This window comes from Enterobacter sp. SST3, from assembly GCF_000286655.1.
Lineage (GTDB): Bacteria > Pseudomonadota > Gammaproteobacteria > Enterobacterales > Enterobacteriaceae > Enterobacter > Enterobacter roggenkampii.
In genome coordinates this window covers 1-23680 of sequence record NZ_ALNS01000034.1, presented here as the reverse complement: position 1 = coordinate 23680, position 23680 = coordinate 1, and the positions used below count along the sequence as shown (strand labels likewise).

The following is a 23680-nucleotide window of genomic DNA, read 5'->3' as shown; positions in this document are numbered from 1 at the left end:
AAGCGAAGTCATGAAATAGTTTATTCTTATGTTCTGTGAGCTATTTCACGAATGATATCAGCGGGATCGTGAACGTGTGACTCCCCTCCCATGCAGCGTGTGCGCGGTCTGTCCATACTTATCGTCATTGCCACTGAAGGAGGGAGACAGTATGCACTGGCAGACTCATACCGTTTTCAATCAACCTGCACCACTCTCTAACAGCAACCTTTTCCTCTCGGACTGCGCGCTGCGTGACGCAGTCTCGCGTGAGGGTGCCGAGTGGGATATCGAACTGCTCGCCAGCATCGGGCAGCAGTTAGGCACCGCAGAGTCGCTGGAGCTGGGCAGGCTGGCGAACGTGAATCCGCCGGAGTTGCTTCGCTATGACGCCACCGGAGAGCGACTGGATGACGTTCGCTTTCACCCGGCATGGCACCTGCTGATGCAGGGGCTGTGTGCCAATCGGGTACATAACCTGGCATGGGAAGAGGAGGCGCGTAAGGGGGCGTTTGTCGCCCGGGCCGCACGCTTTGTGCTTCATGCTCAGGTTGAGGCAGGCACGCTTTGTCCCGTCACCATGACGTTTGCCGCGACACCGCTCCTGCAGCAGGCGCTCCCTAAACTATTTCACGACTGGCTGACGCCGCTGCTCAGCGATCGCTACGATCCTCATCTGGCGCCTGGCGCGCAAAAACGTGGCCTGCTGATCGGTATGGGGATGACGGAAAAACAGGGCGGCTCGGACGTGCTGAGCAACACCACCAAAGCGGAAAAATGCAGCGACGGCAGCTACCGGCTGGTGGGCCATAAATGGTTTTTCTCCGTCCCGCAAAGCGATGCGCATCTGGTGCTGGCACAGGCGAAGGGCGGGTTGTCCTGCTTTTTTGTGCCGCGCTTTTTACCTGACGGACAGCGCAACGCCGTCCGGCTGGAGCGCCTTAAGGACAAGCTCGGGAACCGCTCCAACGCCAGCAGCGAGGTAGAGTTTCTTGATGCCTCCGGCTGGCTGCTGGGGGAAGAGGGCGAAGGGGTACGGCAGATCCTCAAAATGGGCGGCCTGACGCGCTTTGACTGCGCGCTGGGCAGCCACGGACTGATGCGTCGTGCGCTGTCCGCGGCGCTGTATCACGCGCATCAGCGTCAGACCTTCGGCAAAAATCTTATCGATCAGCCGCTCATGCGTGAGGTGTTAAGCCGGATGGCGCTGGTGCTGGAGGGGCAAACGGCGCTGCTGTTCCGCCTGGCCCGGGCGTGGGATAAACGCGCGGCTCCCCAGGAAGCGGCATGGGCGCGGCTGTTTACCCCGGCCGCGAAATTTAGCGTGTGCAAAGCGGGCATCCCGTTTGTGGCGGAAGCGATGGAGGTGCTGGGCGGAGTCGGGTACTGCGAGGAGAGCGAACTTCCCCGCCTGTATCGCGAGATGCCGGTGAACAGCATCTGGGAAGGGTCCGGCAATATCATGTGCCTGGACGTGCTGCGCGTGCTGGCGAAGCAGCCGGGTATTCACGATCTGCTTGCCGATGAGTTTGCACAGGTAAAAGGGCAGGACAGACACTTCGACCGCAGCTGGCGACAGCTTCAGCAAAAACTGCGTAAACCGCAGGAGGCGCAGGGGCGGGAAATTGCGCAGCAGCTTTTCCTGCTGGGTGCCGGAAGCGAAATGCTGCGGCACGCATCGCCCCCGGTGGCGCAGGCGTGGTGCCGCATGATGCTGGATACCCGTGGCGGTACGCTGATGAGCGAGCAGGTGCAAAATGACCTGCTGCTACGTGCGACGGGCAGAGTCGGTTAGTCTTTTAGCTGGAACAGACTCACCAGTTGAGCCAGATGTGACCCCTTCTCGCGCAGCGTTTGAGCGGTTTGTTCGCTGCGTGAGATACGATCCGCATTAATATGCGACGCTTCGCCAATGTGGGTCATGGCGAGATTCACCTGGCCAATCCCTGCGGACTGCTCGCGTGAGGCATGGTTAATCTCGGTGACCAGCTGGCTGATGTTATCGATATGAATGATGATGTCATCCATCGCCAGGCGCGTCTGTTCAGACAGCGCATGGCCTTCGCTCACTTTCCTGAGCGTATCGCCAATCAGCTGTTCAATCTCCTTCACCGCGTTGGCGCTGCGTCCGGCCAGGGCGCGAACTTCCTGCGCAACCACCGCAAACCCTTTCCCGTGCTCGCCCGCGCGGGCCGCTTCCACTGCCGCATTCAGCGCCAGGATATTGGTCTGGAAAGCGATGGACTCAATCACGCGCGTGATGTCTTCGATGCGTTTTGACGCCTCGCGAATGTCGTCCATGGTCGACACGGCGTGGGTGACCGTCTCACCGCCCTGATGGACCGCGAGGGAGGTTTCACCCACCAGCTGCTGCGTTTGCTCCATGTTGGCGGCATTTTGCTGTACGGTGGCGGCCAGCTGCTCCATGCTGGCGGAGGTCTCTTCCACGCTGCTGGCCTGCTTGTTGATCTGCTCAGAAATCTCGCCGGTATCGGACGCCAGCGCGTTAGTGCCCAAATGGATCTCGCCTGCGGCCTCGCGAACCTGCAGAACAATTTTTTGCAGGCCGCCGCCGATGCCGTTAATGGCGTCGATCAGCTGGCCGACCTCGTCCTGACGCGTCACGGGCAGGCTGAAACGGAGATCCCCTGCAGCATATTGCCGGGCAAGATGGATCACATTGCTCAGCGGTCGGGTCAGCACACGGCGAATAAGGACCACGAACAGACCAGCAAACAGGATAGATAAGACCACGCCGGCCAGCAGGAAGCGATCGCGCATGGCGTTAACGCTTGAGAGCAGCACCGATTTATCCACTTCGCCCACGATAGTCCAGTTCCAGCCTGGCAACGGGGTATACGCCATTTTAAGTGTGCGGCCGTCGTCGCTTACGCGTTCCAGGGTGCCGGGCTTGTCACCCAGAAGCTGCTGCTGCGTCGCGTCGTCCCACTTCGGCAACTGCCCCTCTTCACCGGCATGGAACAGATATTGCCCGCGCGTTTTGCCGTTGCTGCGATCCAGCACAAAGAAGTGACCGCTCTCGCCCAGGCGGCGGGTGAGGATTTTCTCGCGCATGACGTTCCAGGAGTGCGTAATGTCCACGCCAACAAAGACGATCGCAATGACCTGTCCTTCGGCGTTTTTAACCGGCTGATACTGGGTGATATAGCGTTTGCCAAACAGCAGCGCCAGTCCGCGGTAGACTTCCCCTCTGTTGACGGCGGCAAAGGCCGGGCTGGCGGTATCCAGCACGGTGCCCATCGCCCGCTCGCCATTCTCTTTGCGCAGGGAGGTGGCTACGCGAACAAAGTCATTACCGCTGCGTACAAACAGCGTCGAAATGGCTCCCGTACGGTTCAGGAACTCGTCAGACAGGGTGTTGTTTTGATGCAGTCCGGTGTCACCGCCTTTCAGAAGCGGGACGCTGAGTCCGTTAATCGTCTGAGCCTGGGAAGTATCAATATTCAGTGGCTGCGGTAAAAAGGTGGTAAACAGCCGGGTATAACTCTCAACCTCTTCACTCAGGCTGGTGTTAAACATCTGCACCATGTCGACCATGCCGGTGGACTGATTGTGCAGGTCTTCTACCGCAAGGGCTTCAAGCTGCTGGCTGGCTTTTTGACTGAGCAGAAAAGTGAAAAGCAGAAACAGCGTGGCGACACTGACGCCCGTAAGCAGCGACAGCTTCGCCCCCAGGCCTGCACGGCGAAAAACGTTGATCATAAATTGCTCATCATTGAATAGGTGTGGTTCTTCAACGGCAGAGCGGAGATTACGTTTACTGAATTAATGTAACAAAATGTTATTTTGCTGTTATTGATTGGTTTTTCATAAGATAAAAAATTTGCAAAAGCGCAAAGCCACTAAAAATAAGTGGCTTTTATCAGGAGGGAGTTTACACGTAGAGAATGGCCTGTACCCGCCAGTGGTCGATATGGTTATCTTCCTGCATCTGGATGATGCGATACCAGGAAGCACCCTGCTCATCGGCCTTTAATGCCACGACGCGTTCAACGTCTTGCGGGCTCCCCGAGATATTATTCACGGAGATCTGGCCAATTTCATTCAGGCCAGTTACACAGTCAGCACTGGCGAATTCTGCTGACTGCGCGGTGGTGCTCACCAGGCCTGCGGAGAGCAACAGAGAGGTCAAAGCAAGAGTTCGTTTCATCGTCAGCTCCATTTCACATATTTCCGGTATCCGCCGGGCAATCCTTCGCGAATAAACCCCCATTCCTTGTCGCTGGCATGGAGTTTATTGTGGACAGGAAAATGTCTATGGACGCAAAGCAGTGTAAATGTCGTTCAAAGGTAAACCATTATTTTCGGTACAAAATGGCCTGTGAATACCACTGTCCCGTTATGATGGTTTCGTCGATCATAATAATGACGTAATAATCTGCTTTGGCGGCGACGGCTTGTGCCTTTATTGCCTCTTCTGCGTCATCCGGCGAACCGCGAACCAGCGCGGAGACGGTGCCCATTCGTTGTAATCCTTCCGTCTGATTACGACGAATCTCCTGCGGATGATCGGCAACCGGGGGAGCGGGTTGCGGTGTTCCCTGCAGTGCGCTACAGCCGCTAAGCAGAAACACCAGCAATAAAGCAGCAAACCTGTGCATAACCATATCTCGTTTCCTGATAGCCATAGTGTAGTTGTCTGTGAATTTAGTTTTGGGGGAATGTTCCCGAAGTGTTAGCTGGGACGTAATTTTCGAATGAAAATAGCCTGAAACCGTAATCCAGTTCTCAACATTATGAATCATCCATTCGTGCAGGGTCGACAATGATTGAAATTGAAATACGCCATCTCGGCGACCATGAAATTTTACACGCTATGCCAGCGGGTAAACGTGATAAACCGCTGCCTGTTGTGGTTTTTTATCATGGATTTACCTCATCGAAGCTGGTTTACAGTTACTTTGCGGTCGCGCTGGCGCAGGCAGGTTTTCGCGTGGTGATGCCGGATGCGCCTGACCACGGCGCACGATTTATGGGTAATGAGCAGGCGCGCCTTGGGCAGTTCTGGCACATACTGCACGGGAGTCTGACCGAGTTTGCCGGGTTGCGCGATGCGCTTTATGAGGCAGGGCTGGTGGCCGAGAATCGTCTGGCCGTGGCCGGGGCGTCGATGGGCGGTATGACAGCCCTGGGGATCATGACGCACCATCCAGAAGTGAAGTCGGTCGCCTGTCTGATGGGCTCGGGTTATTTTACCTCGCTGGCGAAGACCCTTTTTCCCCCTCAGGATTTAGCGGAAATCACTGCGAGGCTGGAAGAGTGGGAAGTAACCCGGGCATTGCCGCGCCTCGCAGATCGCCCGCTTTTGCTGTGGCACGGTGATGCGGATGATGTGGTGCCACCTGACGGTACCTTCCGCCTGCAGCAGGCGTTAAAGAAGGAAGGGCTGGACGGTAATCTGACCTGTTTGTGGGAATCAGGCGTTCGCCACCGCATTACGCCAACGGCGCTGGATGCCACGGTAGCGTTTTTCCGCCAGCACCTTTAAACGCGCAGCACTTTTACTCCCTGATCTTCCAGCTTCTGGAGGATCTCGGGGTTAGCCCCTTTGCCGGTGATCACCAGGTCGATCTGTTCTGCGCGGCTGAACAGCATGCCTGCGCGTTCACCGACTTTACTGCTGTCGACCAGCACCACGAGTTTGCCTACCACGTTGAGCATGTTTTGTTCCGCCATCGCGGTCAGCATATCGGTTTTATACAAACCTTCAGCGGTCAGGCCTTTGCCGCTGGTAAACATCCAGTGTCCGGCGTAGAGACTGTTTTCGCTGTCCTGTGGGCTAAGCGTAATCGACTGACTTTTATTGTACTGACCACCCATGATCACCACGCTCTCATGCTCCTGATCGATGAGATAGTTGGCGAGCGGTAAGTAGTTCGTGATGATTTGCACCGGCTTGCCGCACATCTCGCGGCCCAGCAAAAACGCCGTAGAGCCGCAGTTGATAACGACGCTCTCACCGGGATTCACCAGCTGCGACGCGGCTCTGGCGATCCGTACTTTTTCATCGTGATTCTGCGCCTGATGAATGTTCATCGGCGTCCAGCGGGGGCGCTGCTGGCTAATGGCTTCCGCACCGTTGCGAACTTTTTTCAGCTTGCCGCTTTCATCCAGCTTGTTAATGTCTCGCCGCGCGGTGGCAGGGGAAATCCCTAAACGTTCGATCACTTTCTCGACGGTGATAAACCCTGTTTGCGCCAGGAGTTCCAGTAAAATTTGATGCCGTTGCGCTTCCGTCATGAGCTATTCCGATAAGAATTGATTTGAAAAGATGATATTTGAAATAGCGTGTAATTACTAAAATAAATATGAAATCGCCAGACACAAGTCTGGCGATGTGGCCTCGGAATCAGAGGAAGGACTTAAACGGCAGGTCAGGCTCAATGGTGAAGCAATCATCGAAACCACGCGGGTAGTGGTACTCAAGATTGTCTTTGTCCAGCGGCCAGGTGAACTTGCCGCCTACCTGCCAGATAAATGGCTTGAAGCCGTACTTCAGGCGGTCTTTTTTCATCTCCCACAACACGCGGATTTCCTGCGGATCGGCCTGGAAGTTTGACCAGATATCGTGGTGGAACGGAATAACGACTTTGGTGTTCAGCGCTTCCGCCATGCGCAGCATGTCGGCGCTGGTCATTTTATCCGTAATACCGCGCGGGTTCTCGCCGTAGGAGCCCAGGGCCACGTCAATCTGATGCTCGTTACCGTGCTTAGCGTAGTAGTTGGAGTAGTGGGAGTCACCGCTGTGATACAGGGAGCCGCCCGGCGTTTTGAACAGGTAGTTCACCGCGCGCTCGTCCATGCCGTCTGGCAGTACACCTGCCGCTTTTTGATCGGCCGGCAGCGTAATCAGAGCGGTACGGTCAAAGGCATCAAGAGCATGGATTTCGATGTCTTTGATTTTCACCACGTCGCCCGGTTTCATCACGATGCAGCGCTCTTTCGGCACACCCCAGCCAATCCAGAGATCCACGCAGGTCTGCGGCCCGATAAACGGCACATCGTCCGCGCAGTTTTGCATCACCGCTGCCGCCACGTTTACATCAATATGGTCGTTGTGATCGTGGGTAGAGAGCACGGCATCGATCTGACGAATGGCAAAAGGATCAAGCACAAACGGTGTAGTACGCAGGTTCGGCTGGAGTTTTTCAACGCCGGCCATACGCTGCATCTGGTGGCCTTTTTTCATCAGCGGGTTACCGTGGCTCTGTTTGCCGGTGCCGCACCAGAAATCGACGCAGATATTGGCGCCACCTTCTGATTTCAGCCAGATCCCGGTGCAGCCCAGCCACCACATTGCAAACGTGCCAGGAGCAACCTGTTCCTGCTCGATTTCTTCGTTCAGCCAGCTACCCCACTCCGGAAAGGTGCTCAGAATCCATGATTCACGGGTGATGGTTTTCACTTTACTCATCGTTTTGGCTCCTGGTTTTAATCAAAAGTAATCACATTGTGATTCGTTGTGATTAATGCTGGCACCATTTTACGCGCTTTGCAATAGCGAAAATGCGGAATTTTATCTGCTCAACGTCACAGACTCTCTGCTTGTTACTTGTTAGATTATCGCGCAATAAACATTAATTCCATGAATTATAAGGACTAATTTATTTCATTTGTGCGGTAGTGAAAATCATTACTAACTGAAGGGAAATAAATTGCGTGATGCGTCACAAATAATCAAATTCAATCTTGTGGTGATTATTTGTGATTAATAGAGTGATGGCACCAACCGCACAGGGATTGCCCCTCGTGTTCTCATTTCTGGAGAGAGTTATGGAGATCCTCTACAACGTCTTTACCGTTTTCTTTAATCAGGTAATGACCAACGCCCCGCTGTTGCTGGGTATCGTGACGTGCCTGGGATATATCCTGCTGCGTAAAAGCGTCAGCGTGATTATTAAAGGCACCATCAAAACCATTATCGGTTTCATGCTGTTGCAGGCGGGGTCGGGCATACTGACCAGCACGTTTAAGCCAGTCGTTGCCAAAATGTCGGAAGTGTATGGCATTAATGGGGCTATCTCTGATACCTACGCCTCAATGATGGCGACCATCGATCGTATGGGCGATGCCTATAGCTGGGTAGGTTACGCCGTTCTGCTCGCGCTGGCGCTGAACATTATCTATGTTCTGCTGCGCCGCATTACCGGTATTCGCACCATCATGCTCACCGGGCACATTATGTTCCAGCAGGCGGGGCTGATTGCGGTTTCTCTCTATATCTTCGGTTACCCAATGTGGACCACGATTATCTGCACCGCGGTGCTGGTATCGCTCTACTGGGGTATCACCTCCAACATGATGTACAAGCCAACCCAGATAGTGACCGACGGTTGCGGTTTTTCCATCGGTCACCAGCAACAGTTTGCTGCCTGGATTGCTTATAAAGTTGCGCCGTATCTGGGCAAAAAAGAAGAGAGTGTTGAAGACCTTAAGCTGCCTGGCTGGCTGAATATCTTCCATGACAACATCGTGTCGACCGCGATTGTGATGACCCTCTTCTTCGGCGCCATTCTGCTCTCCTTCGGTATTAATGTGGTGCAGGCGATGGCGGGGAAAACCCACTGGACGGTTTACATCCTGCAGACCGGTTTCTCTTTCGCCGTGGCTATTTTCATCATTACTCAGGGCGTGCGTATGTTCGTCGCCGAACTGTCTGAAGCTTTCAACGGTATTTCTCAGCGCCTGATTCCTGGCGCGGTACTGGCCATCGACTGTGCCGCTATCTATAGCTTCGCGCCAAACGCGGTGGTCTGGGGATTTATGTGGGGCACCATCGGCCAGCTGATTGCGGTGGGTATCCTGGTCGGCTGCGGCTCCTCAATCCTGATTATTCCGGGCTTTATCCCGATGTTCTTCTCCAACGCCACCATCGGCGTATTCGCTAACCACTTCGGCGGCTGGCGCGCGGCGCTCAAGATCTGCCTGGTAATGGGCATGGTTGAAATCTTTGGCTGCGTGTGGGCGGTCAAGCTCACCGGTATGAGCGCCTGGATGGGCATGGCGGACTGGTCAATTCTGGCACCGCCGATGATGCAGGGTTTTGCCTCCATCGGACTGATCTTTATGGCCATCATCATCCTGATTGCTCTGGCTTATATGTTCTTCGCTGGCCGTTCGCTGCGAGCTGAAGAAGATGCGGAAAAACAAACAGCAGAAGTGTCTGCTCATTAAGGAGTTTCGATTATGACCGTACGTATCCTGGCTGTGTGTGGTAATGGGCAAGGCAGCTCCATGATCATGAAGATGAAAGTGGACCAGTTTTTAACCCAGTCCAACATCGACCACACGGTGAACAGCTGCGCAGTGGGTGAATACAAAAGTGAGCTGAACGGCGCGGACATCATCATCGCCTCTACTCATATCGCCGGCGAAATTAGTGTGTCGGGTAATAAATATGTGGTGGGTGTACGCAACATGCTGTCGCCTGCGGATTTCGGACCAAAACTGCTGGAAGTGATCAAAGAACACTTCCCACAAGACGTGAAGTAAGGACGCCATATGAAACTACGTGATTCGCTGGCAGAGAATAACTCCATCCTTTTACGGGCCGAAGCCAGTACCTGGCAGGAAGCGGTGAAGCTGAGTGTGGATCTGCTGGTTAAGGCTGACGTTGTCGAGCCTCGTTACTACCAGGCGATTCTGGATGGCGTAGCGCAGCATGGCCCTTACTTTGTGATTGCGCCAGGCCTGGCGATGCCGCATGGCCGCCCGGAAGAGGGCGTCAAGAAAACCGGCTTCGCGCTGGTGACGCTGAAAACGCCGCTGGTGTTTAACCACGAAGATAACGACCCGGTCGACATCCTTATCACTATGGCGGCTGTCGATGCCAATACCCACCAGGAGGTGGGCATCATGCAGATCGTCAATCTGTTTGATGACGAAGCCAATTTTGACCGTTTACGCGCCTGCCGCACCGCGCAGGACGTGCTGGATTTAATTGATAACGCCACTGCGGCGGCCGTTTAAGAGGAATTGAATATGTCATTACCCATGTTGCAAGTTGCGCTGGATAACCAAACGCTGTCTCACGCTTACGAAACCACCCGCCTGATTGCGGAAGAAGTGGACATCATTGAAGTGGGCACCATTCTGTGCGTGGGCGAAGGCGTTCGTGCGGTTCGTGACCTGAAAGCGCTCTATCCGCATAAAATCGTGCTGGCGGATGCCAAAATCGCCGACGCAGGCAAAATCCTCTCCCGCATGTGCTTCGAAGCCAACGCCGACTGGGTCACCGTGATCTGCTGTGCGGATATCAACACCGCCAAAGGCGCGCTGGACGTGGCAAAAGAGTTTAACGGCGACGTGCAGATTGAGCTGACCGGCTTCTGGACCTGGGAGCAGGCCCAGGAGTGGCGCGACGCGGGCATTCAGCAGGTGGTATATCACCGCAGCCGTGATGCGCAGGCCGCAGGTGTGGCGTGGGGCGAGGCGGATATCAGCGCCATCAAACGTCTGGCCGATATGGGTTTCAAAGTGACCGTCACTGGCGGTCTGGCGCTGGAAGATCTGCCGCTGTTCAAGGGCATTCCGATTCACGTCTTTATTGCCGGTCGCAGCATTCGTGATGCGGCGTCCCCGGTGGAAGCCGCGCGTCAGTTCAAACGCTCAATCGCTCAGCTTTGGGGCTAAGGGGCGGGTATGTTGTCAAAACAGGTCCCGCTCGGCATCTATGAAAAGGCACTCCCCGCGGGGGAGTGCTGGCTGGAGCGGTTACAGCTGGCGAAGCAGCTGGGCTTCGATTTTGTCGAAATGTCGGTGGATGAGACGGACGAGCGTCTTGCTCGCCTCGACTGGAGCCGCGAACAGCGCCTGGCACTGGTAAGCGCCATCGCGGAAACGGGCGTGCGCGTGCCGTCCATGTGCCTGAGCGCTCATCGTCGTTTTCCGCTCGGCAGCGAAGATGATGCCGTGCGCGCGCAGGGGCTGGAGATCATGCGTAAAGCCATCCGCTTTGCGCAGGACGTGGGTATCCGCGTGATCCAGCTGGCGGGTTATGACGTTTACTATCAGGAAGCCAACGATGAAACGCGCCGTCGTTTCCGTGATGGTCTGAAAGAGAGCGTTGAGATGGCCAGCCGTGCGCAGGTCACGCTGGCAATGGAGATCATGGATTACCCGCTGATGAACTCCATCAGTAAGGCGCTGGGCTACGCGCACTATCTGAACAACCCGTGGTTCCAGCTTTATCCCGATATCGGCAACCTGTCGGCATGGGATAACGACGTGCAGATGGAGCTGCAGGCAGGCATAGGGCATATCGTGGCGGTGCACGTCAAAGATACCCGTCCTGGCGTGTTTAAAAACGTACCGTTCGGCACCGGGGTGGTGGATTTCGAACGGTGCTTCGAGACGCTCAAGCAGACAGGCTATTGCGGGCCTTACCTGATTGAGATGTGGAGCGAAACGTCGGACAACCCTGCTGCGGAAGTAGCAAAGGCGCGGGACTGGGTGCGCGAGCGTATGGCGCGCGCGGGATTACTGGAGGCTGAACATGCTTAAGCTTAAACAGCAGGTCTTTGAAGCCAACATGGATCTGCCCCGCTATGGCCTGGTCACCTTCACCTGGGGTAACGTCAGCGCTATCGATCGCGAGCAGGGGCTGATCGTGATTAAGCCGAGCGGTGTGGCGTATGACACCATGAAAGCTGACGATATGGTGGTGGTCGATCTTGAAGGAAACGTTGTTGACGGTAAATGGCGTCCTTCTTCGGACACGGCGACCCATCTGGCGCTGTATCGGCGTTATCCGTCCCTTGGCGGTGTGGTGCATACTCACTCCACGCACGCGACCGCCTGGGCACAGGCGGGGCTGGCGATTCCGGCGCTGGGCACGACACATGCGGACTACTTTTTTGGTGACATCCCCTGCACGCGCGCATTAACGCAGGATGAAGTGGAAGGAGAGTACGAGCTCAATACCGGAAAGGTGATTATCGACACGCTGGGAGAATGCGAGCCGCTGCATACGCCGGGGATTGTGGTGTATCAGCACGGCCCGTTCGCCTGGGGAAAAGATGCCCACGACGCCGTCCATAATGCGGTCGTCATGGAGGAAGTGGCACGTATGGCGTGGATTGCCCGCGGCATTAACCCACGGCTTCAGGGCATTGATGATTACCTGATGAACAAGCATTTCATGCGCAAGCATGGCCCGAATGCCTATTACGGGCAGAAGTGAATAAGTGCTCTGGAATACCGAAAAACAGTTGTAACCGGTGGTATTCCGGAGCCATTCACAAAAAAAGCCCCCGGGCAGGGGGCAACGTCAACTATGGCTATGTTCTCGTTGTTGGCTTTCCTGGTGCTAGCGTTAAGGCGTTATCGGTAAATATCTGCACTGGCGTGCATATTGCCGTTGCTGCCGGGCTCACGGATTAACATCACGTGGTAATAAGTTGCGCCCTGGGCGTCGGTCTCTTCATTTAGTGCCTGATCTGCTTCGCTTTCGGTGGCGAAATTATGATTAATATAGATTACGCCTAAGCTGTGCACATCATCCATGTTTCTGGCCTGTCGGCTGTCTATCTTGATGGCTGCCATCGCGTTTGCACTGAGCAAAAGCGCCGCCATTATGGCTAATGCGATTTTTTTCATGATATGCGCTCCACGACTGCGTGCTGTGAGAGGGGGGATGCTCCTTCTTCTGTTTCGGTTATCTCTGATTAAAGTGTAATCACTCATCCGGCGGGGATGCGTGACCATTTCTGATGCAGTTGTTCAAAAAAACACCGCTTACGGATGTGAGTAATTTTAAATCACCCACTTAGACCCGCTTCGCGCTTTGTGCGAATTATTTGTGCAATCAGCTTGAGTTTCCAGGGGCGCGCAAGTATTATGACGCGTCAATTTTTCAGCCGACCTTTAACACGTTCCTTGCCTCCCCGGGCCTCGGCTGACCCAGACAGGAGGCTGAATAATCCGTAAGGAGCAATTCGATGCGTCATTACGAAATCGTTTTTATGGTCCATCCTGACCAGAGCGAACAGGTTCCGGGTATGATCGAGCGCTACACTGGTGCAATCACTGCAGCAGCGGGCACGATCCACCGTCTGGAAGACTGGGGCCGCCGTCAGCTGGCTTATCCGATCAACAAACTGCACAAAGCACACTACGTTCTGATGAACGTTGAAGCGCCGCAGGAAGTGATCGATGAGCTGGAAACTAACTTCCGCTTCAACGATGCCGTTATCCGCAGCATGGTTATGCGTACCAAAAACGCAGTGACCGAAGCATCTCCGATGGTTAAAGCGAAAGACGAGCGCCGTGAGCGTCGCGATGATTTCGCAAACGAAACCGCAGATGATTCTGATGCTGGGGATTCTGAAGAGTAATTTCTGATGACCAACCGTCTGGCGTTGTCCGGCATCGTATGCAGGGCTCCCCTTCGAAAGGTCAGTCCATCAGGAATTCCGCATTGCCAGTTCGTGCTTGAGCATCGTTCTGTGCAAGAGGAAGCCGGGTTTCACCGGCAGGCGTGGTGCCAAATGCCCGTTATTATTAGCGGACACGAAAACCAGGCCATTACTCACAGTTTAACGGTCGGTAGTGCAGTAATCGTTCAGGGGTTCATCTCTTGCCACAAGGCAAAGAACGGTCTGAGCAAAATGGTTCTGCATGCCGAGCAGATTGATTTGATAGATTCTGGAGACTAGCCATATGGCACGTTATTTCCGTCGTCGCAAGTTCTGCCGTTTCACCGCGGAAGGCGTTCAAGAGATCGACTATAAAGATATCGCAACGCTGAAAAACTACATCACCGAAAGCGGTAAGATTGTCCCAAGCCGTATCACCGGTACTCGTGCAAAATATCAGCGTCAGCTGGCTCGCGCTATCAAACGCGCTCGCTACCTGTCCCTGCTGCCGTACACTGATCGTCATCAGTAATCGGGCACGGTCCATTAATACGACTTTAAGAGGATAAGGTAATGCAAGTTATTCTGCTTGATAAAGTAGCAAACCTGGGCAGCCTGGGTGATCAGGTAAACGTTAAAGCGGGTTACGCTCGTAACTTCCTGGTTCCACAGGGTAAAGCTGTTCCAGCTACCAAGAAAAACGTAGAGTTTTTCGAAGCACGTCGCGCTGAACTGGAAGCCAAACTGGCTGACGTTCTGGCGGCTGCTAACGCTCGCGCTGAAGCAATCAACGCACTGGGCACCGTTACCATCGCGTCCAAAGCTGGCGACGAAGGTAAACTGTTCGGTTCCATCGGTACCCGCGATATCGCTGATGCAGTTTCTGCAGCAGGCGTTAAAGTGGCTAAGAGCGAAGTTCGTCTGCCGAACGGCGTTCTGCGTACCACTGGTGAGCACGAAGTTGACTTCCAGGTTCACAGCGAAGTGTTCGCTAAACTGGTTGTTAACGTTGTAGCTGAGTAATTTTTTACTCTGCTCACGTTGAAACGCCGGCCTTGTGCCGGCGTTTTGCTTTTTACAGAACCCCGCCCTTAACGTACCCTGATAAAGCTGCCGTCTGTCTGGCGGGTAAACAGCACCTGTTGTCCATTTCCGGTATCAATCGTTAACCCTGTCACCACCCCGCTGGCATTCTGGCGAATTTGCACCATCTGGCCATTCTGCAGGTTACTGAGCGGTTTACCCGCGCCTTCCACCTTCGCCATGGCATACACGTCTGTCGGCGGCAGGTTGTGGTCACGGAACAGCTGCGCCAGCGTTTTCCCCGGCTCTACGCGATAGGAACGCCACTGTTGCTCAATGCCGGTGGGCTGTTGGGTCTGAGGCTGAGACGGGGCGGCGGCCTGTTCCTGTGGCTGTTCGTCCTGAATCGGCTCTGGCTCAACCGGCGCGACCTGACCCGGATCGTTAGACGGGGTAACGAGCTGCGTCTGCATCGGCTGTGCGTCAGGCTGCGGTCGCGTTTGCGACTGAAGGTCCAGCTGAGCATTGCGGGTAACGGGGGCAGTATCAACATCATCGCCACCGGAAGGAAGCAGGAAGCCCACAATCACCATCAGCGCACCAATGATGATCCCTCTGCGATGCAGAGGAGGTAGCGGATCCATGATGCGAAAATTGTCCGGCGCCTGCCAGATTTTCGCCAGGGTAGGTTTCAGTTCAAATCGCCCGGGCATGGCACTCCTCCTGCTCCGCGTATTTTTTATCCTGTGCCCCGAAGTATAGTTTGCTAACTGCCTGAACGGCGTAGTAAACCCGACATCCGTGACATCAGTTCGGGATTAATCCTGGTTCTCTCTATTGTTTCTGTTTCGTCGCGGTTTGTCACCTTAACTTCAGACAAAGTTTTACCCATAAGGGCATGGCTGATATGCTGCCCGCTACTTTAAATGTGATGGAAGGAAAACCCATGACCACCCCGACTTTTGACACTATCGAAGCGCAGGCAAGTTACGGTATCGGCTTGCAGGTAGGACAGCAGCTGAGCGAATCCGGCCTGGAAGGTCTGTTACCTGAAGCGCTGGTGGCGGGTATCGCTGACGCGCTGGAAGGTAAACAGCCTGCCGTTCCGGTTGACGTTGTGCACCGTGCGCTGCGTGAAATCCACGAGCGTGCTGACGCCGTGCGTCGCGCGCGCTTTGAAGAGATGGCCGCCGAAGGTGTGAAATATCTGGAAGAGAACCGTGAGCGTGAAGGCGTGAACAGCACCGAGTCTGGTCTGCAGTTCCGCGTGATCAATCAGGGCGATGGCGCAATCCCGGCGCGTACCGACCACGTTCGCGTACACTACACCGGTAAGCTGATCGACGGTACCGTCTTCGACAGCTCCGTCGCGCGCGGCGAACCGGCTGAGTTCCCGGTGAATGGCGTTATCGCGGGCTGGATCGAAGCGCTGACCCTGATGCCAGTGGGTTCCAAATGGGAACTGACTATCCCGCATAACCTGGCTTACGGCGAGCGCGGCGCTGGCGCGTCCATCCCGCCATTCAGCACTCTGGTCTTTGAAGTCGAGCTGCTGGAAATTCTGTAATCGACTTTTCTTATTTCCTCTCCCCGCTTGGGGAGGGGAAAATAGCGTGAAAACCTATAGTTAAGTCGGAATCAATATTTTATCTTGCAAACGAAACTGTTGCGTGTATTTTTGTGAGCTGTTTCGCGCTGCATGAGTGATATGACACTCACTTTCAACATATTATTAACATAATATCTAAATCATAGTATTCATCCCGCCGATTCTTACCTAATATCGATTAGCCCTAACAAGGGAACGTCATTTTTTTGACGTATTTAAAGGCCAGAAGAGCCTTAACAACACAGACAGGCATAAACAGGAAAATATCACATGGTAGATCAGGTCAAAGTCGTCGCCGACGAAGAGGCGTCGTCTGAACAGTCGCTACGGCGCAATCTCACAAACCGTCATATTCAGCTCATTGCTATTGGGGGTGCCATCGGTACCGGGCTGTTTATGGGGTCAGGCAAAACCATCAGTCTCGCCGGACCGTCAATCATATTCGTTTATATGATTATCGGTTTTATGCTGTTCTTCGTGATGCGTGCAATGGGTGAACTGCTGCTCTCGAACCTCGAATACAAATCCTTCAGCGACTTCGCTTCAGACCTGCTCGGGCCATGGGCGGGCTATTTCACCGGCTGGACCTACTGGTTCTGCTGGGTCGTGACCGGTATGGCGGACGTCGTGGCGATAACCGCCTATGCGCAGTTCTGGTTCCCCGGGCTGTCGGACTGGGTGGCCTCGCTGGCGGTTATTGTTCTGCTGCTGAGCCTGAACCTCGCCACCGTTAAAATGTTCGGTGAGATGGAGTTCTGGTTCGCGATGATCAAAATCGTGGCCATCGTTGGGCTCATCGTGGTGGGCCTGGTGATGGTGCTCACCCACTTCCAGTCACCAACCGGCGTTCAGGCGTCGTTTACCCATCTGTGGAATGATGGAGGCTGGTTCCCGAAAGGCATTAGCGGCTTCTTTGCTGGCTTCCAGATTGCGGTGTTCGCGTTTGTAGGGATTGAGCTTGTCGGAACGACCGCTGCGGAAACCAAAGATCCGGAGAAGTCTCTCCCGCGCGCCATCAACTCCATTCCGGTGCGTATCATCATGTTCTACGTCTTCGCGCTGATCATCATTATGTCCGTGACGCCGTGGAGCTCGGTGGTGCCAAGCAAGAGCCCGTTCGTTGAGCTGTTCGTGCTGGTGGGGCTGCCTGCGGCGGCGAGCCTGATTAACTTCGTGGTGCTGACCTCAGCGGCGTCTTCCGCGAACAGCGGCGTGTTCTCAACCAGCCGTATGCTGTTTGGTCTGGCGCAGGAAGGCGTGGCGCCGAGCGCGTTCGCCAAGCTGTCTAAGCGTGCGGTACCTGCGAAAGGGCTGACCTTCTCCTGCATGTGCCTGCTGGGCGGCGTGGTGATGCTCTACGTAAACCCAAGCGTGATTGGCGCGTTCACCATGATTACCACGGTCTCAGCGATCCTGTTTATGTTCGTCTGGACCATCATCCTCTGTTCCTATCTGGTGTACCGCAAACAGCGCCCACACCTGCATGAAAAATCGATCTACAAGATGCCGCTGGGCAAGCTGATGTGCTGGGTGTGCATGGCGTTCTTCGTCTTCGTGCTGGTTCTGCTGACGCTGGAAGATGATACCCGTCAGGCGCTGATCGTCACGCCGCTGTGGTTTATCGCGCTGGGGCTGGGCTGGATGTTTATCGGTAAGAAACGGATGGCTGGCATGCGTTAAGCATGTTGCCGGGTGGCGCTGACGCTTACCCGGCCTACGTTCGAGGACGTTGCAGGCCCGGTAAGCGCTAGCGCCACCGGGCTATTTTATTCCCCCGCTAATGCCCGCGGGAACAGAACGTTGTTCTCAAGGCTGATGTGTTCCATCAGGTCGTCAATCATCTCGTTAATGCCGTTGTACATCGCTTTCCACGTTGTGCACGCTTCTGGCGGCGGCGTGACGTTGTGGGTGGTGTGTTTGATCACTTCCAGCAGTTCGCCCGCGTCATCATGCTCGCTTTCCATCACGCTGATGGGCCCCATCGCCTGACTTCCCATTCCCTGTTTAATCATCGGGAAGAGGATCTGCTCTTCTTTCATCATGTGGCTGGAAAGCTCTTCGTGCAGCAGGGTCAGGTATTTCGCCAGACCGCGCGGTACGGAAGGTTTGTCGGCATGCACGCGCTCGACTTTGGTCGCCTGCAGGATCAACTCCGGCAGCTGTTCACGGTGACGGTCATGGTAACGCACGATGATGTGGTCGATGATTTCCGCGAGCGGAGCGGTTCGCCAGTCTTTGTCGACGGGCTGCTCGGCCAGCTTCGCCAGCTCGGCTTCAATCACCTCAACGTTCAGCTCTTTGCGTAGGGCCGCCCGTGCCAGGGTTTGCTTACCGCCGCAGCAGTAGTCCATATCGTATTTGCGAAACAGCGCAGAAGCGCGAGGGATGGAGAGCGCCAGCTCGCCCAGGGGTTGGTCGCGAAAGGCCATAGCAGTTACCTCATCATCAATAATATAAAGTGCATATTAAATACATCTTTTAAGCGACGCTATAACCCTTTAGAGGAACGGGTAAAAGTGAGATGCAGATCACAAAAAAATATCCGATTTAACCCTCTGAATGGGTTCAGGAAAGTGGTTTCGAAACTTTTTAAAGGTGGAGAAACAGTAAACAACCCGCTGCACCTGCCGATATATCCACGTCAGACAAACCTGCATATAACAAAGGCAACGCATGTTTAAACGTATAAAAGTCATTACCCTTCTGATTTCGGTGCTGCTTGTGCTCGGCATCATGCAAGTGATTTCCGCCGGTATCTTTATCAACGCCCTGAATAACGATAAAGACAACTTTACCGTGTCGCAGCTCTCCAGCAAGAACGTGGCGGAGTTTACCGATGCGTGGATCAGTCTGAACCAGGCGCGCGTCACCCTGAACCGCGGGATGCTGCGCCTGCAAAGCAGCATGGCTTCGCAAATTAACGGCGGTCAGCTGAATGAGCTGGTGACCACGGCGAAAAATCTGCTGACTGAAGCCCAGGTTCATTACGATAAATACTATGCCTTGCCGAATACGCCAGGCCTGGATGAGAACCTGACCAACCAACTCGAGGAGCAGTACCGCATTTACTCTGCAACGCTGACGCAAATGAATGTTCTGCTGAGCCAGGGCAATCTGGAAGATATGTTCAAGCAGAATGCTGAACAAAAACAGAATGCGATGCAGACGGTTTATCGTGAATGGCGTGAAGCGCAGGCCGCGCTCACGGATAAAGGCATTCAGGATAACGAAAGTGATTACAAGCGCATCCTGTGGATCCTCTCTGCGGTCATGCTGCTGGTGATTGTGGTGATTATCTCCAGCTGGATTGCGATGCGCCGCGTGCTGCTGCTGCCGCTGGAAGAGGTGATCAACCATATTCGCGCCATTGCGGCAGGCGATCTCACCCAGCCGATTCAGGCCGACGGTAAAAATGAAATGGCCATCCTGGCGCGTAACGTGCAGGAGATGCAAACTTCGCTGGCGAACACCGTGGGCGTGGTGCGTGAAGGCGCAGATACCATTTACACCGGTGCAGGCGAAATCTCCGCTGGCAGTAACGACCTCTCTTCCCGTACCGAGCAGCAGGCCGCGTCTCTGGAAGAGACGGCAGCCAGCATGGAACAGCTGACGGCGACCGTGAAGCAGAACGCCGATAACGCGCGTCAGGCTTCCCGTCTGGCGCTGGATGCCTCCTCCACGGCGAAGAAGGGCGGTAACGTGGTGGAAGGCGTCGTGCGGACGATGGACGAAATCGCCACCAGTTCCAGCAAAATCGCGCAAATTACCAACGTGATCGACGGGATTGCCTTCCAGACGAATATTCTGGCGCTGAACGCGGCGGTGGAAGCGGCCCGTGCAGGCGAGCAGGGCCGTGGTTTTGCGGTGGTGGCAGGGGAAGTGCGTACCCTTGCCCAGCGCAGCGCTCAGGCGGCGAAAGAGATCAAAGCGTTGATCGATGACTCCGGCGAACGCGTGAGCGCGGGCTCGCAGCTGGTTAACGAAGCCGGGGCCACGATGGCTGAGATCGTCAATGCGGTTACTCGCGTCACCGACATTATGGGCGAAATTGCTTCGGCCTCTGACGAGCAGAGCCGCGGTATCGACCAGGTGGGCCAGGCGGTAGCCGAGATGGACCGCGTGACCCAGCAGAACGCCTCACTGGTGGAGGAGTCTGCGGCCGCGGCGGCGGCGCTGGAAGATCAAGCTGCACGCCTGAACGAAGCGGTGGCGGTGTTCAAAATTACCCGCAACCAGGCGGTCAAAGCGGCGCCGGTAAAAACCTATGTGCCAAAAGCGCAGCCTGTCGCGGCGGCGTCTGAAGCAAACTGGGAAACGTTTTAACATCATGCCGGGTGGCGCTGGCGCTTACCCGGCCTACGAAACGGCTCCTTGTAGGCCGGGTAAGGCGGAGCCGCCACCCGGCAAATATCACACCTCCGATGCCGGAACAACCCTCGGTTTTTCCGGCTTCGCTCTCACCGCCATCACTACCCCCACAACCAGCAGCACGATCCCGCAGGCCGTGAACAGCGGCGGCACGCTCTGGCGCATCAGGAAGGTATAAAGCAGTCCGGCCAGGGTTTCGAAGACAATCAGCGGCCCTAAGATCACCGTCGGCAGCTTCTGGCTGGCAATGTTCCAGCACAGCGCGCCCACCCATGAGCACAGCACCGCGATCGCAACCATCAGGCCAATGAACACCCACGGTCTTGGCCCGAAGGGCTGGACGAAGTCCGGCTGCTGATGGCCCAGCCAGAGGCATGCGCCGAAATATCCCACGACGGATACGGGCAGCGTGACCAGCGCCTGCGCCGTCGCCCACATCATCGGGTGCTTGTCCGGGTTCTCACGCAGCCAGCGCGCATTGCGCAGGGCATACCATGCCCAGCACGCCACGGAAATGAACGCCAGCAGAATGCCAGAACCGTACCGCCACAGGTCAACGTCCACCTGCCCATGACGCAGCTCGGCAATATTGACGCATATCAGCCCCAGGGCGGTGCATACCAGCGCCGGGGCCATTTTTGACCACGCCAGTTTGCCATCGCGGTGGCTGTAGAGCAGGTTAGCAAAGACGGGGATGACGACCGGCAGCGTGCCGATAATCATGGTCGATACCGGCGCACCGGTACGCTGAATGGCACTCGCGAGGCAAACGTAATAGATAAGATTGCCCATCATGGTCAGCGCCAGCGCGGTTCCCCAGTCCTGACGGCTGAGCTGGCGCAAGCGCGCGCGTCCCAGCCACGCCAGGGGCAGGGCAATCAGCCCCAGCGCCAGATAACGTCCGGTCGACTGTAATATTGCCGGATACTCGGGCACGATCAGCGGGCCGACAAAAATCAGTCCCCACATCATCCCGGCCAGCAGGGCATACAACACTCCACTAATCATTTTTCCATCCACAGGTATTTACGCTGTAGTCAGTGTAGGAGGGGCGAATGCGCGCGTATTGTATGAGATTGCGCATTAGCGCCGTGTAACCTGCTTCTGGTAGCGCACGGGCGTAATGCCGTAGCGGTGGGTAAACGCGCGGGTCAGATGTGACTGATCGGTCAGCCCGGTTGCGGCGGCAACCTCTGCGGCGGGCATGCCGTGGGTGAGAAACGCTTTGGCGCGCCAGAGTCGAATGGCCATCAGCATCTGATGCGGCGTCACGTGAAAATGGGCTTTGAACTGGCGCTGGAAATGATACGGGCTGAGCGAGACGACGCTGGCCAGCTCGTCCAGCGTCAGAGCGCGCATATAGTTGTCGTGCAGGTACTCGCGTACCCGTTCGAAGCGGTGCGCGCCTTCCTGAACCCGTGGCGCGTGGTGGGCAAACGGCTGGAAGGTCTCAATCAGATCCAGCAGTAAACCTTTTTGCGCAAGCGGATCGTCCGTGTGCCACAAGCCGTAAATAAGCCTGCCGATTTGCTGTGAGCGCAACGGGTCATGACGGGTCACGTCGCTGAACCACCAGTGCCGGAGGCCGGTCACCTCTTCCAGCAGGTCGGGTTCGATATAGACCATCCGGTAGCGCCAGCCGCCCTCGGTGGCGGATTCGCCGGTGTGGATCTCGTCCGGGTTCATGGTAACGACGGATTTCTCCGCCGCGAGATGCTGGCTGCCGCGATAGCGAAAGCGTTCGGCACCGGTTTCAATCGTGCCGATGCCGAAGGCTTCATGGGTGTGAGGCTCAAAGGCGTAGTCAGAAATATGCGCGTGATACAGCTCCAGGCCCGGCAGCTGCGCCAGATGGCGAAAGCGCGCGCTGTCTCTTTCATCATTAAACTGTTCCGGTACGCCTTGCACGGTGAGCCTCCTCGTGGGTCATCTTTTCATTATCAAAGATGACCCGAGGGGATGCCACAAAAAATAACCATCCCGTAACCATTACAGGATGGCTTTGATGCTCTGCGCCAGCGTAGTGGTTGGGCGCCCGATCAGTTTGCTCAGCGTATGGCTGTCGTCAAAGAGCCCGCCTTTGGAGGCCCCGATATCGGAGTCCGCCAGCATATCGGCCAGACCGGCAGGCAAGCCGACGCTCTTCAGCGCGGCAGCAAACTCCGCTTCGCTGAGATTCTGGTAGGTGACCGGCTTTCCGCTCTGTTTGCTGAGTTCAGCCGCCAGTTCGCTCAGCGTCCAGCCGTGGTCGCCCGCCAGTTCATACACCTTGCCCGCATGGCCCTCTTCAGCAATCACTTTCGCTGCCGCCGCGGCATAGTCTGCGCGGGTGGCAGAGGCAATTTTGCCTTCGCCTGCCGCCCCAATAAACACGCCGTGTTCCAGCGCAGGCGGCGCGCTCGCCAGATAGTTTTCGGTATACCAGCCGTTGCGCAGCAGGGCATAAGGAATGCCTGACGCCGCCAGCGCTTTTTCAGTGGCAACGTGTTCAACGTGCAGACCGAGCGGCGAGGTATCCGCATGCAGCAGGCTGGTATAGGCGATAAATTTCACCCCTGCCGCTTTGGCGGCGTTAATCACGTTCTGGTGCTGGGCCGCGCGCTGGCCGACTTCGCTGGACGAGATCAGCAGCAGCTTATCCACGCCGTTCAGCGCGGCGGTGAATGCGGCTTCATCCGTGTAGTCCGCCTGACGCACCACAATTCCCTGCTGGCTTAAGGCTTCAGCTTTTGCCGGGTTACGTACGATAGCCACAATCTGGTTAGCCGGTACGGTTTTCAACAGCTGTTCGATAACGAGATGGCCAAGCTGGCCGGTGGCGCCGGTAATCGCGATCATGATGAATCTCCTTCGTGTTTGTCTGGTGTTGTGGCACACTAGCACCATAGCTAACTTTTAGTAAGTACGTACAAAAAGGTAAGTATGAAAACAACGATACCGACGCTCAGCGAACAATTGCGCGATGGCAATCTCTTCGCGGAACAGTGTCCTTCACGAGAGGTGCTCAAACACGTTACCAGCCGCTGGGGGGTACTGATTCTGCTGGCGCTGCGCCAGGGAACGCATCGCTTTAGCGATCTGCGCCGTAAAATGGGCGGGGTGAGCGAAAAGATGCTGTCCCAGTCGCTTCAGGCGCTGGAGCAGGACGGATTTGTCGATCGCGTGTCGTATCCGGTGGTGCCGCCGCACGTAGAGTATAGCCTGACCCCGATGGGGATCGAGGTCAGCGAGAAAGTCGCCGCGCTGGCGGACTGGATTGAGGTGAATACGCCGAAGGTGATGGCGAATCGGGACGATCGCGCGGCGTAAAAGCCGGGTGGCGGCT

The 23680-nt window shown here is 55.7% G+C and carries 27 protein-coding genes; 16 read left to right on the top strand and 11 right to left on the bottom strand.

From position 1 onward, the window contains the following. Positions 1 to 151 precede the first annotated feature (151 nt). Positions 152 to 1774: an isovaleryl-CoA dehydrogenase gene (locus tag B498_RS03330; protein ID WP_008502909.1), complete on the top strand. Its 1623-nt coding sequence runs from the start codon at positions 152 to 154 to the stop codon at positions 1772 to 1774. Here B498_RS03330 and B498_RS03335 read toward each other — a convergent pair. The 3 genes from B498_RS03335 to bsmA form a co-directional block, all read right to left on the bottom strand. Further along, positions 1771 to 3702 (bottom strand): methyl-accepting chemotaxis protein, encoded by a 1932-nt coding sequence (locus B498_RS03335; protein WP_008502908.1) that lies wholly within the window; start codon positions 3700 to 3702, stop codon positions 1771 to 1773. The two genes, B498_RS03330 and B498_RS03335, sit on opposite strands and share 4 nt — an antisense overlap. Positions 3703 to 3874: 172 nt before the next feature. Continuing rightward, entirely contained in the window at positions 3875 to 4162 is a 288-nt protein-coding gene (yjfN, locus tag B498_RS03340) for a DUF1471 family protease activator YjfN (RefSeq protein WP_021240708.1), read from the bottom strand. A gap of 136 nt (positions 4163 to 4298) precedes the next feature. Then, the gene (gene bsmA / locus B498_RS03345; RefSeq protein ID WP_023616161.1) at positions 4299 to 4628 is read right to left on the bottom strand and encodes a biofilm peroxide resistance protein BsmA; all 330 of its coding nucleotides are present in this window, start codon (positions 4626 to 4628) and stop codon (positions 4299 to 4301) included. Between the two features lie 137 nt (positions 4629 to 4765). Here bsmA and yjfP point away from each other — a divergent pair, with 137 nt between their 5' ends. Then, positions 4766 to 5488 (top strand): esterase, encoded by a 723-nt coding sequence (gene yjfP, locus B498_RS03350; protein ID WP_008502905.1) that lies wholly within the window; start codon positions 4766 to 4768, stop codon positions 5486 to 5488. Here the strand turns inward: yjfP and ulaR are convergent. Both ulaR and ulaG read right to left on the bottom strand, forming a co-directional pair. After that, positions 5485 to 6240 (bottom strand): HTH-type transcriptional regulator UlaR, encoded by a 756-nt coding sequence (ulaR, locus tag B498_RS03355; RefSeq protein WP_008502904.1) that lies wholly within the window; start codon positions 6238 to 6240, stop codon positions 5485 to 5487. The genes yjfP and ulaR overlap by 4 nt on opposite strands. Positions 6241 to 6349: 109 nt before the next feature. Beyond that, entirely contained in the window at positions 6350 to 7414 is a 1065-nt protein-coding gene (gene ulaG, locus B498_RS03360; RefSeq protein WP_006810379.1) for an L-ascorbate 6-phosphate lactonase, read from the bottom strand. 359 nt (positions 7415 to 7773) lie between these two features. Between ulaG and ulaA the strand changes: the two genes are divergently transcribed. The 6 genes from ulaA to B498_RS03390 are packed head-to-tail and all read left to right on the top strand — an operon-like array spanning position 7774 to position 12181. Further along, on the top strand, positions 7774 to 9174 hold the full coding sequence (gene ulaA / locus B498_RS03365) for a PTS ascorbate transporter subunit IIC (RefSeq protein WP_008502903.1): 1401 nt from the start codon (positions 7774 to 7776) through the stop codon (positions 9172 to 9174). 12 nt (positions 9175 to 9186) lie between these two features. Beyond that, the gene (gene ulaB, locus B498_RS03370) at positions 9187 to 9492 is read left to right on the top strand and encodes a PTS ascorbate transporter subunit IIB (protein ID WP_003856022.1); all 306 of its coding nucleotides are present in this window, start codon (positions 9187 to 9189) and stop codon (positions 9490 to 9492) included. Between the two features lie 9 nt (positions 9493 to 9501). Continuing rightward, on the top strand, positions 9502 to 9969 hold the full coding sequence (ulaC, locus tag B498_RS03375; protein ID WP_008502902.1) for a PTS ascorbate transporter subunit IIA: 468 nt from the start codon (positions 9502 to 9504) through the stop codon (positions 9967 to 9969). Positions 9970 to 9981: 12 nt separating this feature from the next. After that, positions 9982 to 10632 (top strand): 3-keto-L-gulonate-6-phosphate decarboxylase UlaD, encoded by a 651-nt coding sequence (ulaD, locus tag B498_RS03380; RefSeq protein WP_008502901.1) that lies wholly within the window; start codon positions 9982 to 9984, stop codon positions 10630 to 10632. Between the two features lie 9 nt (positions 10633 to 10641). Then, a complete protein-coding gene (locus tag B498_RS03385; RefSeq protein ID WP_008502900.1) occupies positions 10642 to 11502 on the top strand; it encodes an L-ribulose-5-phosphate 3-epimerase in 861 nt (286 codons plus the stop codon). Next, the gene (locus tag B498_RS03390) at positions 11495 to 12181 is read left to right on the top strand and encodes an L-ribulose-5-phosphate 4-epimerase (RefSeq protein ID WP_008502899.1); all 687 of its coding nucleotides are present in this window, start codon (positions 11495 to 11497) and stop codon (positions 12179 to 12181) included. Before B498_RS03385 ends, B498_RS03390 begins: the two co-directional genes overlap by 8 nt. A 140-nt stretch (positions 12182 to 12321) precedes the next feature. Here the strand turns inward: B498_RS03390 and yjfY are convergent, their stop codons facing one another. After that, positions 12322 to 12597, bottom strand: a complete 276-nt coding sequence (yjfY, locus tag B498_RS03395) for a DUF1471 family protein YjfY (protein ID WP_008502898.1) — start codon at positions 12595 to 12597, stop codon at positions 12322 to 12324. Positions 12598 to 12938: 341 nt separating this feature from the next. Here yjfY and rpsF point away from each other — a divergent pair, with 341 nt between their 5' ends. The 4 genes from rpsF to rplI are packed head-to-tail and all read left to right on the top strand — an operon-like array spanning position 12939 to position 14378. Then, entirely contained in the window at positions 12939 to 13334 is a 396-nt protein-coding gene (gene rpsF / locus B498_RS03400; protein ID WP_008502896.1) for a 30S ribosomal protein S6, read from the top strand. Between the two features lie 6 nt (positions 13335 to 13340). Further along, positions 13341 to 13655 (top strand): primosomal replication protein N, encoded by a 315-nt coding sequence (priB, locus tag B498_RS03405; protein ID WP_008502895.1) that lies wholly within the window; start codon positions 13341 to 13343, stop codon positions 13653 to 13655. A 4-nt stretch (positions 13656 to 13659) separates the two neighbouring features. Beyond that, positions 13660 to 13887 carry a 30S ribosomal protein S18 gene (gene rpsR, locus B498_RS03410; protein WP_000135199.1) on the top strand — a complete coding sequence of 76 codons (228 nt, stop codon included), beginning with the start codon at positions 13660 to 13662 and terminating at the stop codon, positions 13885 to 13887. Positions 13888 to 13928: 41 nt separating this feature from the next. After that, positions 13929 to 14378 (top strand): 50S ribosomal protein L9, encoded by a 450-nt coding sequence (rplI, locus tag B498_RS03415; RefSeq protein WP_008502894.1) that lies wholly within the window; start codon positions 13929 to 13931, stop codon positions 14376 to 14378. Positions 14379 to 14446: 68 nt separating this feature from the next. On the opposite strand, the gene B498_RS03420 is transcribed toward rplI, so the two are convergent. Then, entirely contained in the window at positions 14447 to 15091 is a 645-nt protein-coding gene (locus tag B498_RS03420; protein ID WP_008502893.1) for an OapA family protein, read from the bottom strand. A 233-nt stretch (positions 15092 to 15324) separates the two neighbouring features. Here B498_RS03420 and fklB point away from each other — a divergent pair, with 233 nt between their 5' ends. Together fklB and cycA are read left to right on the top strand one after the other, a co-directional pair. Next, positions 15325 to 15945, top strand: coding sequence for an FKBP-type peptidyl-prolyl cis-trans isomerase (gene fklB / locus B498_RS03425; RefSeq protein ID WP_008502892.1), 621 nt, complete (start codon positions 15325 to 15327; stop codon positions 15943 to 15945). A gap of 312 nt (positions 15946 to 16257) precedes the next feature. Continuing rightward, the gene (gene cycA / locus B498_RS03430) at positions 16258 to 17667 is read left to right on the top strand and encodes a D-serine/D-alanine/glycine transporter (protein WP_008502891.1); all 1410 of its coding nucleotides are present in this window, start codon (positions 16258 to 16260) and stop codon (positions 17665 to 17667) included. 86 nt (positions 17668 to 17753) lie between these two features. On the opposite strand, the gene ytfE is transcribed toward cycA, so the two are convergent. Then, positions 17754 to 18416 carry an iron-sulfur cluster repair protein YtfE gene (gene ytfE / locus B498_RS03435; protein WP_008502890.1) on the bottom strand — a complete coding sequence of 221 codons (663 nt, stop codon included), beginning with the start codon at positions 18414 to 18416 and terminating at the stop codon, positions 17754 to 17756. Between the two features lie 244 nt (positions 18417 to 18660). On the opposite strand from ytfE, the gene B498_RS03440 reads away from it, so the two are divergent. Continuing rightward, the gene (locus B498_RS03440; RefSeq protein WP_008502889.1) at positions 18661 to 20310 is read left to right on the top strand and encodes a methyl-accepting chemotaxis protein; all 1650 of its coding nucleotides are present in this window, start codon (positions 18661 to 18663) and stop codon (positions 20308 to 20310) included. 87 nt (positions 20311 to 20397) lie between these two features. On the opposite strand, the gene B498_RS03445 is transcribed toward B498_RS03440, so the two are convergent. From B498_RS03445 to B498_RS03455, 3 genes are all read right to left on the bottom strand, one after another. Beyond that, positions 20398 to 21363 (bottom strand): DMT family transporter, encoded by a 966-nt coding sequence (locus tag B498_RS03445; RefSeq protein ID WP_008502888.1) that lies wholly within the window; start codon positions 21361 to 21363, stop codon positions 20398 to 20400. Between the two features lie 75 nt (positions 21364 to 21438). Next, the gene (locus B498_RS03450) at positions 21439 to 22263 is read right to left on the bottom strand and encodes an AraC family transcriptional regulator (protein WP_008502887.1); all 825 of its coding nucleotides are present in this window, start codon (positions 22261 to 22263) and stop codon (positions 21439 to 21441) included. Between the two features lie 81 nt (positions 22264 to 22344). Continuing rightward, positions 22345 to 23193, bottom strand: a complete 849-nt coding sequence (locus B498_RS03455; protein WP_008502886.1) for an SDR family oxidoreductase — start codon at positions 23191 to 23193, stop codon at positions 22345 to 22347. Between the two features lie 84 nt (positions 23194 to 23277). Here B498_RS03455 and B498_RS03460 point away from each other — a divergent pair, with 84 nt between their 5' ends. Next, the gene (locus tag B498_RS03460; protein ID WP_008502885.1) at positions 23278 to 23664 is read left to right on the top strand and encodes a winged helix-turn-helix transcriptional regulator; all 387 of its coding nucleotides are present in this window, start codon (positions 23278 to 23280) and stop codon (positions 23662 to 23664) included. Positions 23665 to 23680 lie beyond the last annotated feature (16 nt).

Excerpts from the sequence above, each read along its gene's own strand:
- B498_RS03330 (WP_008502909.1), top strand. The coding sequence starts at position 152 with ATGCACTGGCAGACTCATACCGTTTTCAATCAACCTGCACCACTCTCT.
- B498_RS03335 (WP_008502908.1), bottom strand. The coding sequence starts at position 3,702 with ATGATCAACGTTTTTCGCCGTGCAGGCCTGGGGGCGAAGCTGTCGCTG.
- yjfN (WP_021240708.1), bottom strand. The coding sequence starts at position 4,162 with ATGGAGCTGACGATGAAACGAACTCTTGCTTTGACCTCTCTGTTGCTC.
- bsmA (WP_023616161.1), bottom strand. The coding sequence starts at position 4,628 with ATGGCTATCAGGAAACGAGATATGGTTATGCACAGGTTTGCTGCTTTA.
- yjfP (WP_008502905.1), top strand. The coding sequence starts at position 4,766 with ATGATTGAAATTGAAATACGCCATCTCGGCGACCATGAAATTTTACAC.
- ulaR (WP_008502904.1), bottom strand. The coding sequence starts at position 6,240 with ATGACGGAAGCGCAACGGCATCAAATTTTACTGGAACTCCTGGCGCAA.
- ulaG (WP_006810379.1), bottom strand. The coding sequence starts at position 7,414 with ATGAGTAAAGTGAAAACCATCACCCGTGAATCATGGATTCTGAGCACC.
- ulaA (WP_008502903.1), top strand. The coding sequence starts at position 7,774 with ATGGAGATCCTCTACAACGTCTTTACCGTTTTCTTTAATCAGGTAATG.
- ulaB (WP_003856022.1), top strand. The coding sequence starts at position 9,187 with ATGACCGTACGTATCCTGGCTGTGTGTGGTAATGGGCAAGGCAGCTCC.
- ulaC (WP_008502902.1), top strand. The coding sequence starts at position 9,502 with ATGAAACTACGTGATTCGCTGGCAGAGAATAACTCCATCCTTTTACGG.
- ulaD (WP_008502901.1), top strand. The coding sequence starts at position 9,982 with ATGTCATTACCCATGTTGCAAGTTGCGCTGGATAACCAAACGCTGTCT.
- B498_RS03385 (WP_008502900.1), top strand. The coding sequence starts at position 10,642 with ATGTTGTCAAAACAGGTCCCGCTCGGCATCTATGAAAAGGCACTCCCC.
- B498_RS03390 (WP_008502899.1), top strand. The coding sequence starts at position 11,495 with ATGCTTAAGCTTAAACAGCAGGTCTTTGAAGCCAACATGGATCTGCCC.
- yjfY (WP_008502898.1), bottom strand. The coding sequence starts at position 12,597 with ATGAAAAAAATCGCATTAGCCATAATGGCGGCGCTTTTGCTCAGTGCA.
- rpsF (WP_008502896.1), top strand. The coding sequence starts at position 12,939 with ATGCGTCATTACGAAATCGTTTTTATGGTCCATCCTGACCAGAGCGAA.
- priB (WP_008502895.1), top strand. The coding sequence starts at position 13,341 with ATGACCAACCGTCTGGCGTTGTCCGGCATCGTATGCAGGGCTCCCCTT.
- rpsR (WP_000135199.1), top strand. The coding sequence starts at position 13,660 with ATGGCACGTTATTTCCGTCGTCGCAAGTTCTGCCGTTTCACCGCGGAA.
- rplI (WP_008502894.1), top strand. The coding sequence starts at position 13,929 with ATGCAAGTTATTCTGCTTGATAAAGTAGCAAACCTGGGCAGCCTGGGT.
- B498_RS03420 (WP_008502893.1), bottom strand. The coding sequence starts at position 15,091 with ATGCCCGGGCGATTTGAACTGAAACCTACCCTGGCGAAAATCTGGCAG.
- fklB (WP_008502892.1), top strand. The coding sequence starts at position 15,325 with ATGACCACCCCGACTTTTGACACTATCGAAGCGCAGGCAAGTTACGGT.
- cycA (WP_008502891.1), top strand. The coding sequence starts at position 16,258 with ATGGTAGATCAGGTCAAAGTCGTCGCCGACGAAGAGGCGTCGTCTGAA.
- ytfE (WP_008502890.1), bottom strand. The coding sequence starts at position 18,416 with ATGGCCTTTCGCGACCAACCCCTGGGCGAGCTGGCGCTCTCCATCCCT.
- B498_RS03440 (WP_008502889.1), top strand. The coding sequence starts at position 18,661 with ATGTTTAAACGTATAAAAGTCATTACCCTTCTGATTTCGGTGCTGCTT.
- B498_RS03445 (WP_008502888.1), bottom strand. The coding sequence starts at position 21,363 with ATGATTAGTGGAGTGTTGTATGCCCTGCTGGCCGGGATGATGTGGGGA.
- B498_RS03455 (WP_008502886.1), bottom strand. The coding sequence starts at position 23,193 with ATGATCGCGATTACCGGCGCCACCGGCCAGCTTGGCCATCTCGTTATC.
- B498_RS03460 (WP_008502885.1), top strand. The coding sequence starts at position 23,278 with ATGAAAACAACGATACCGACGCTCAGCGAACAATTGCGCGATGGCAAT.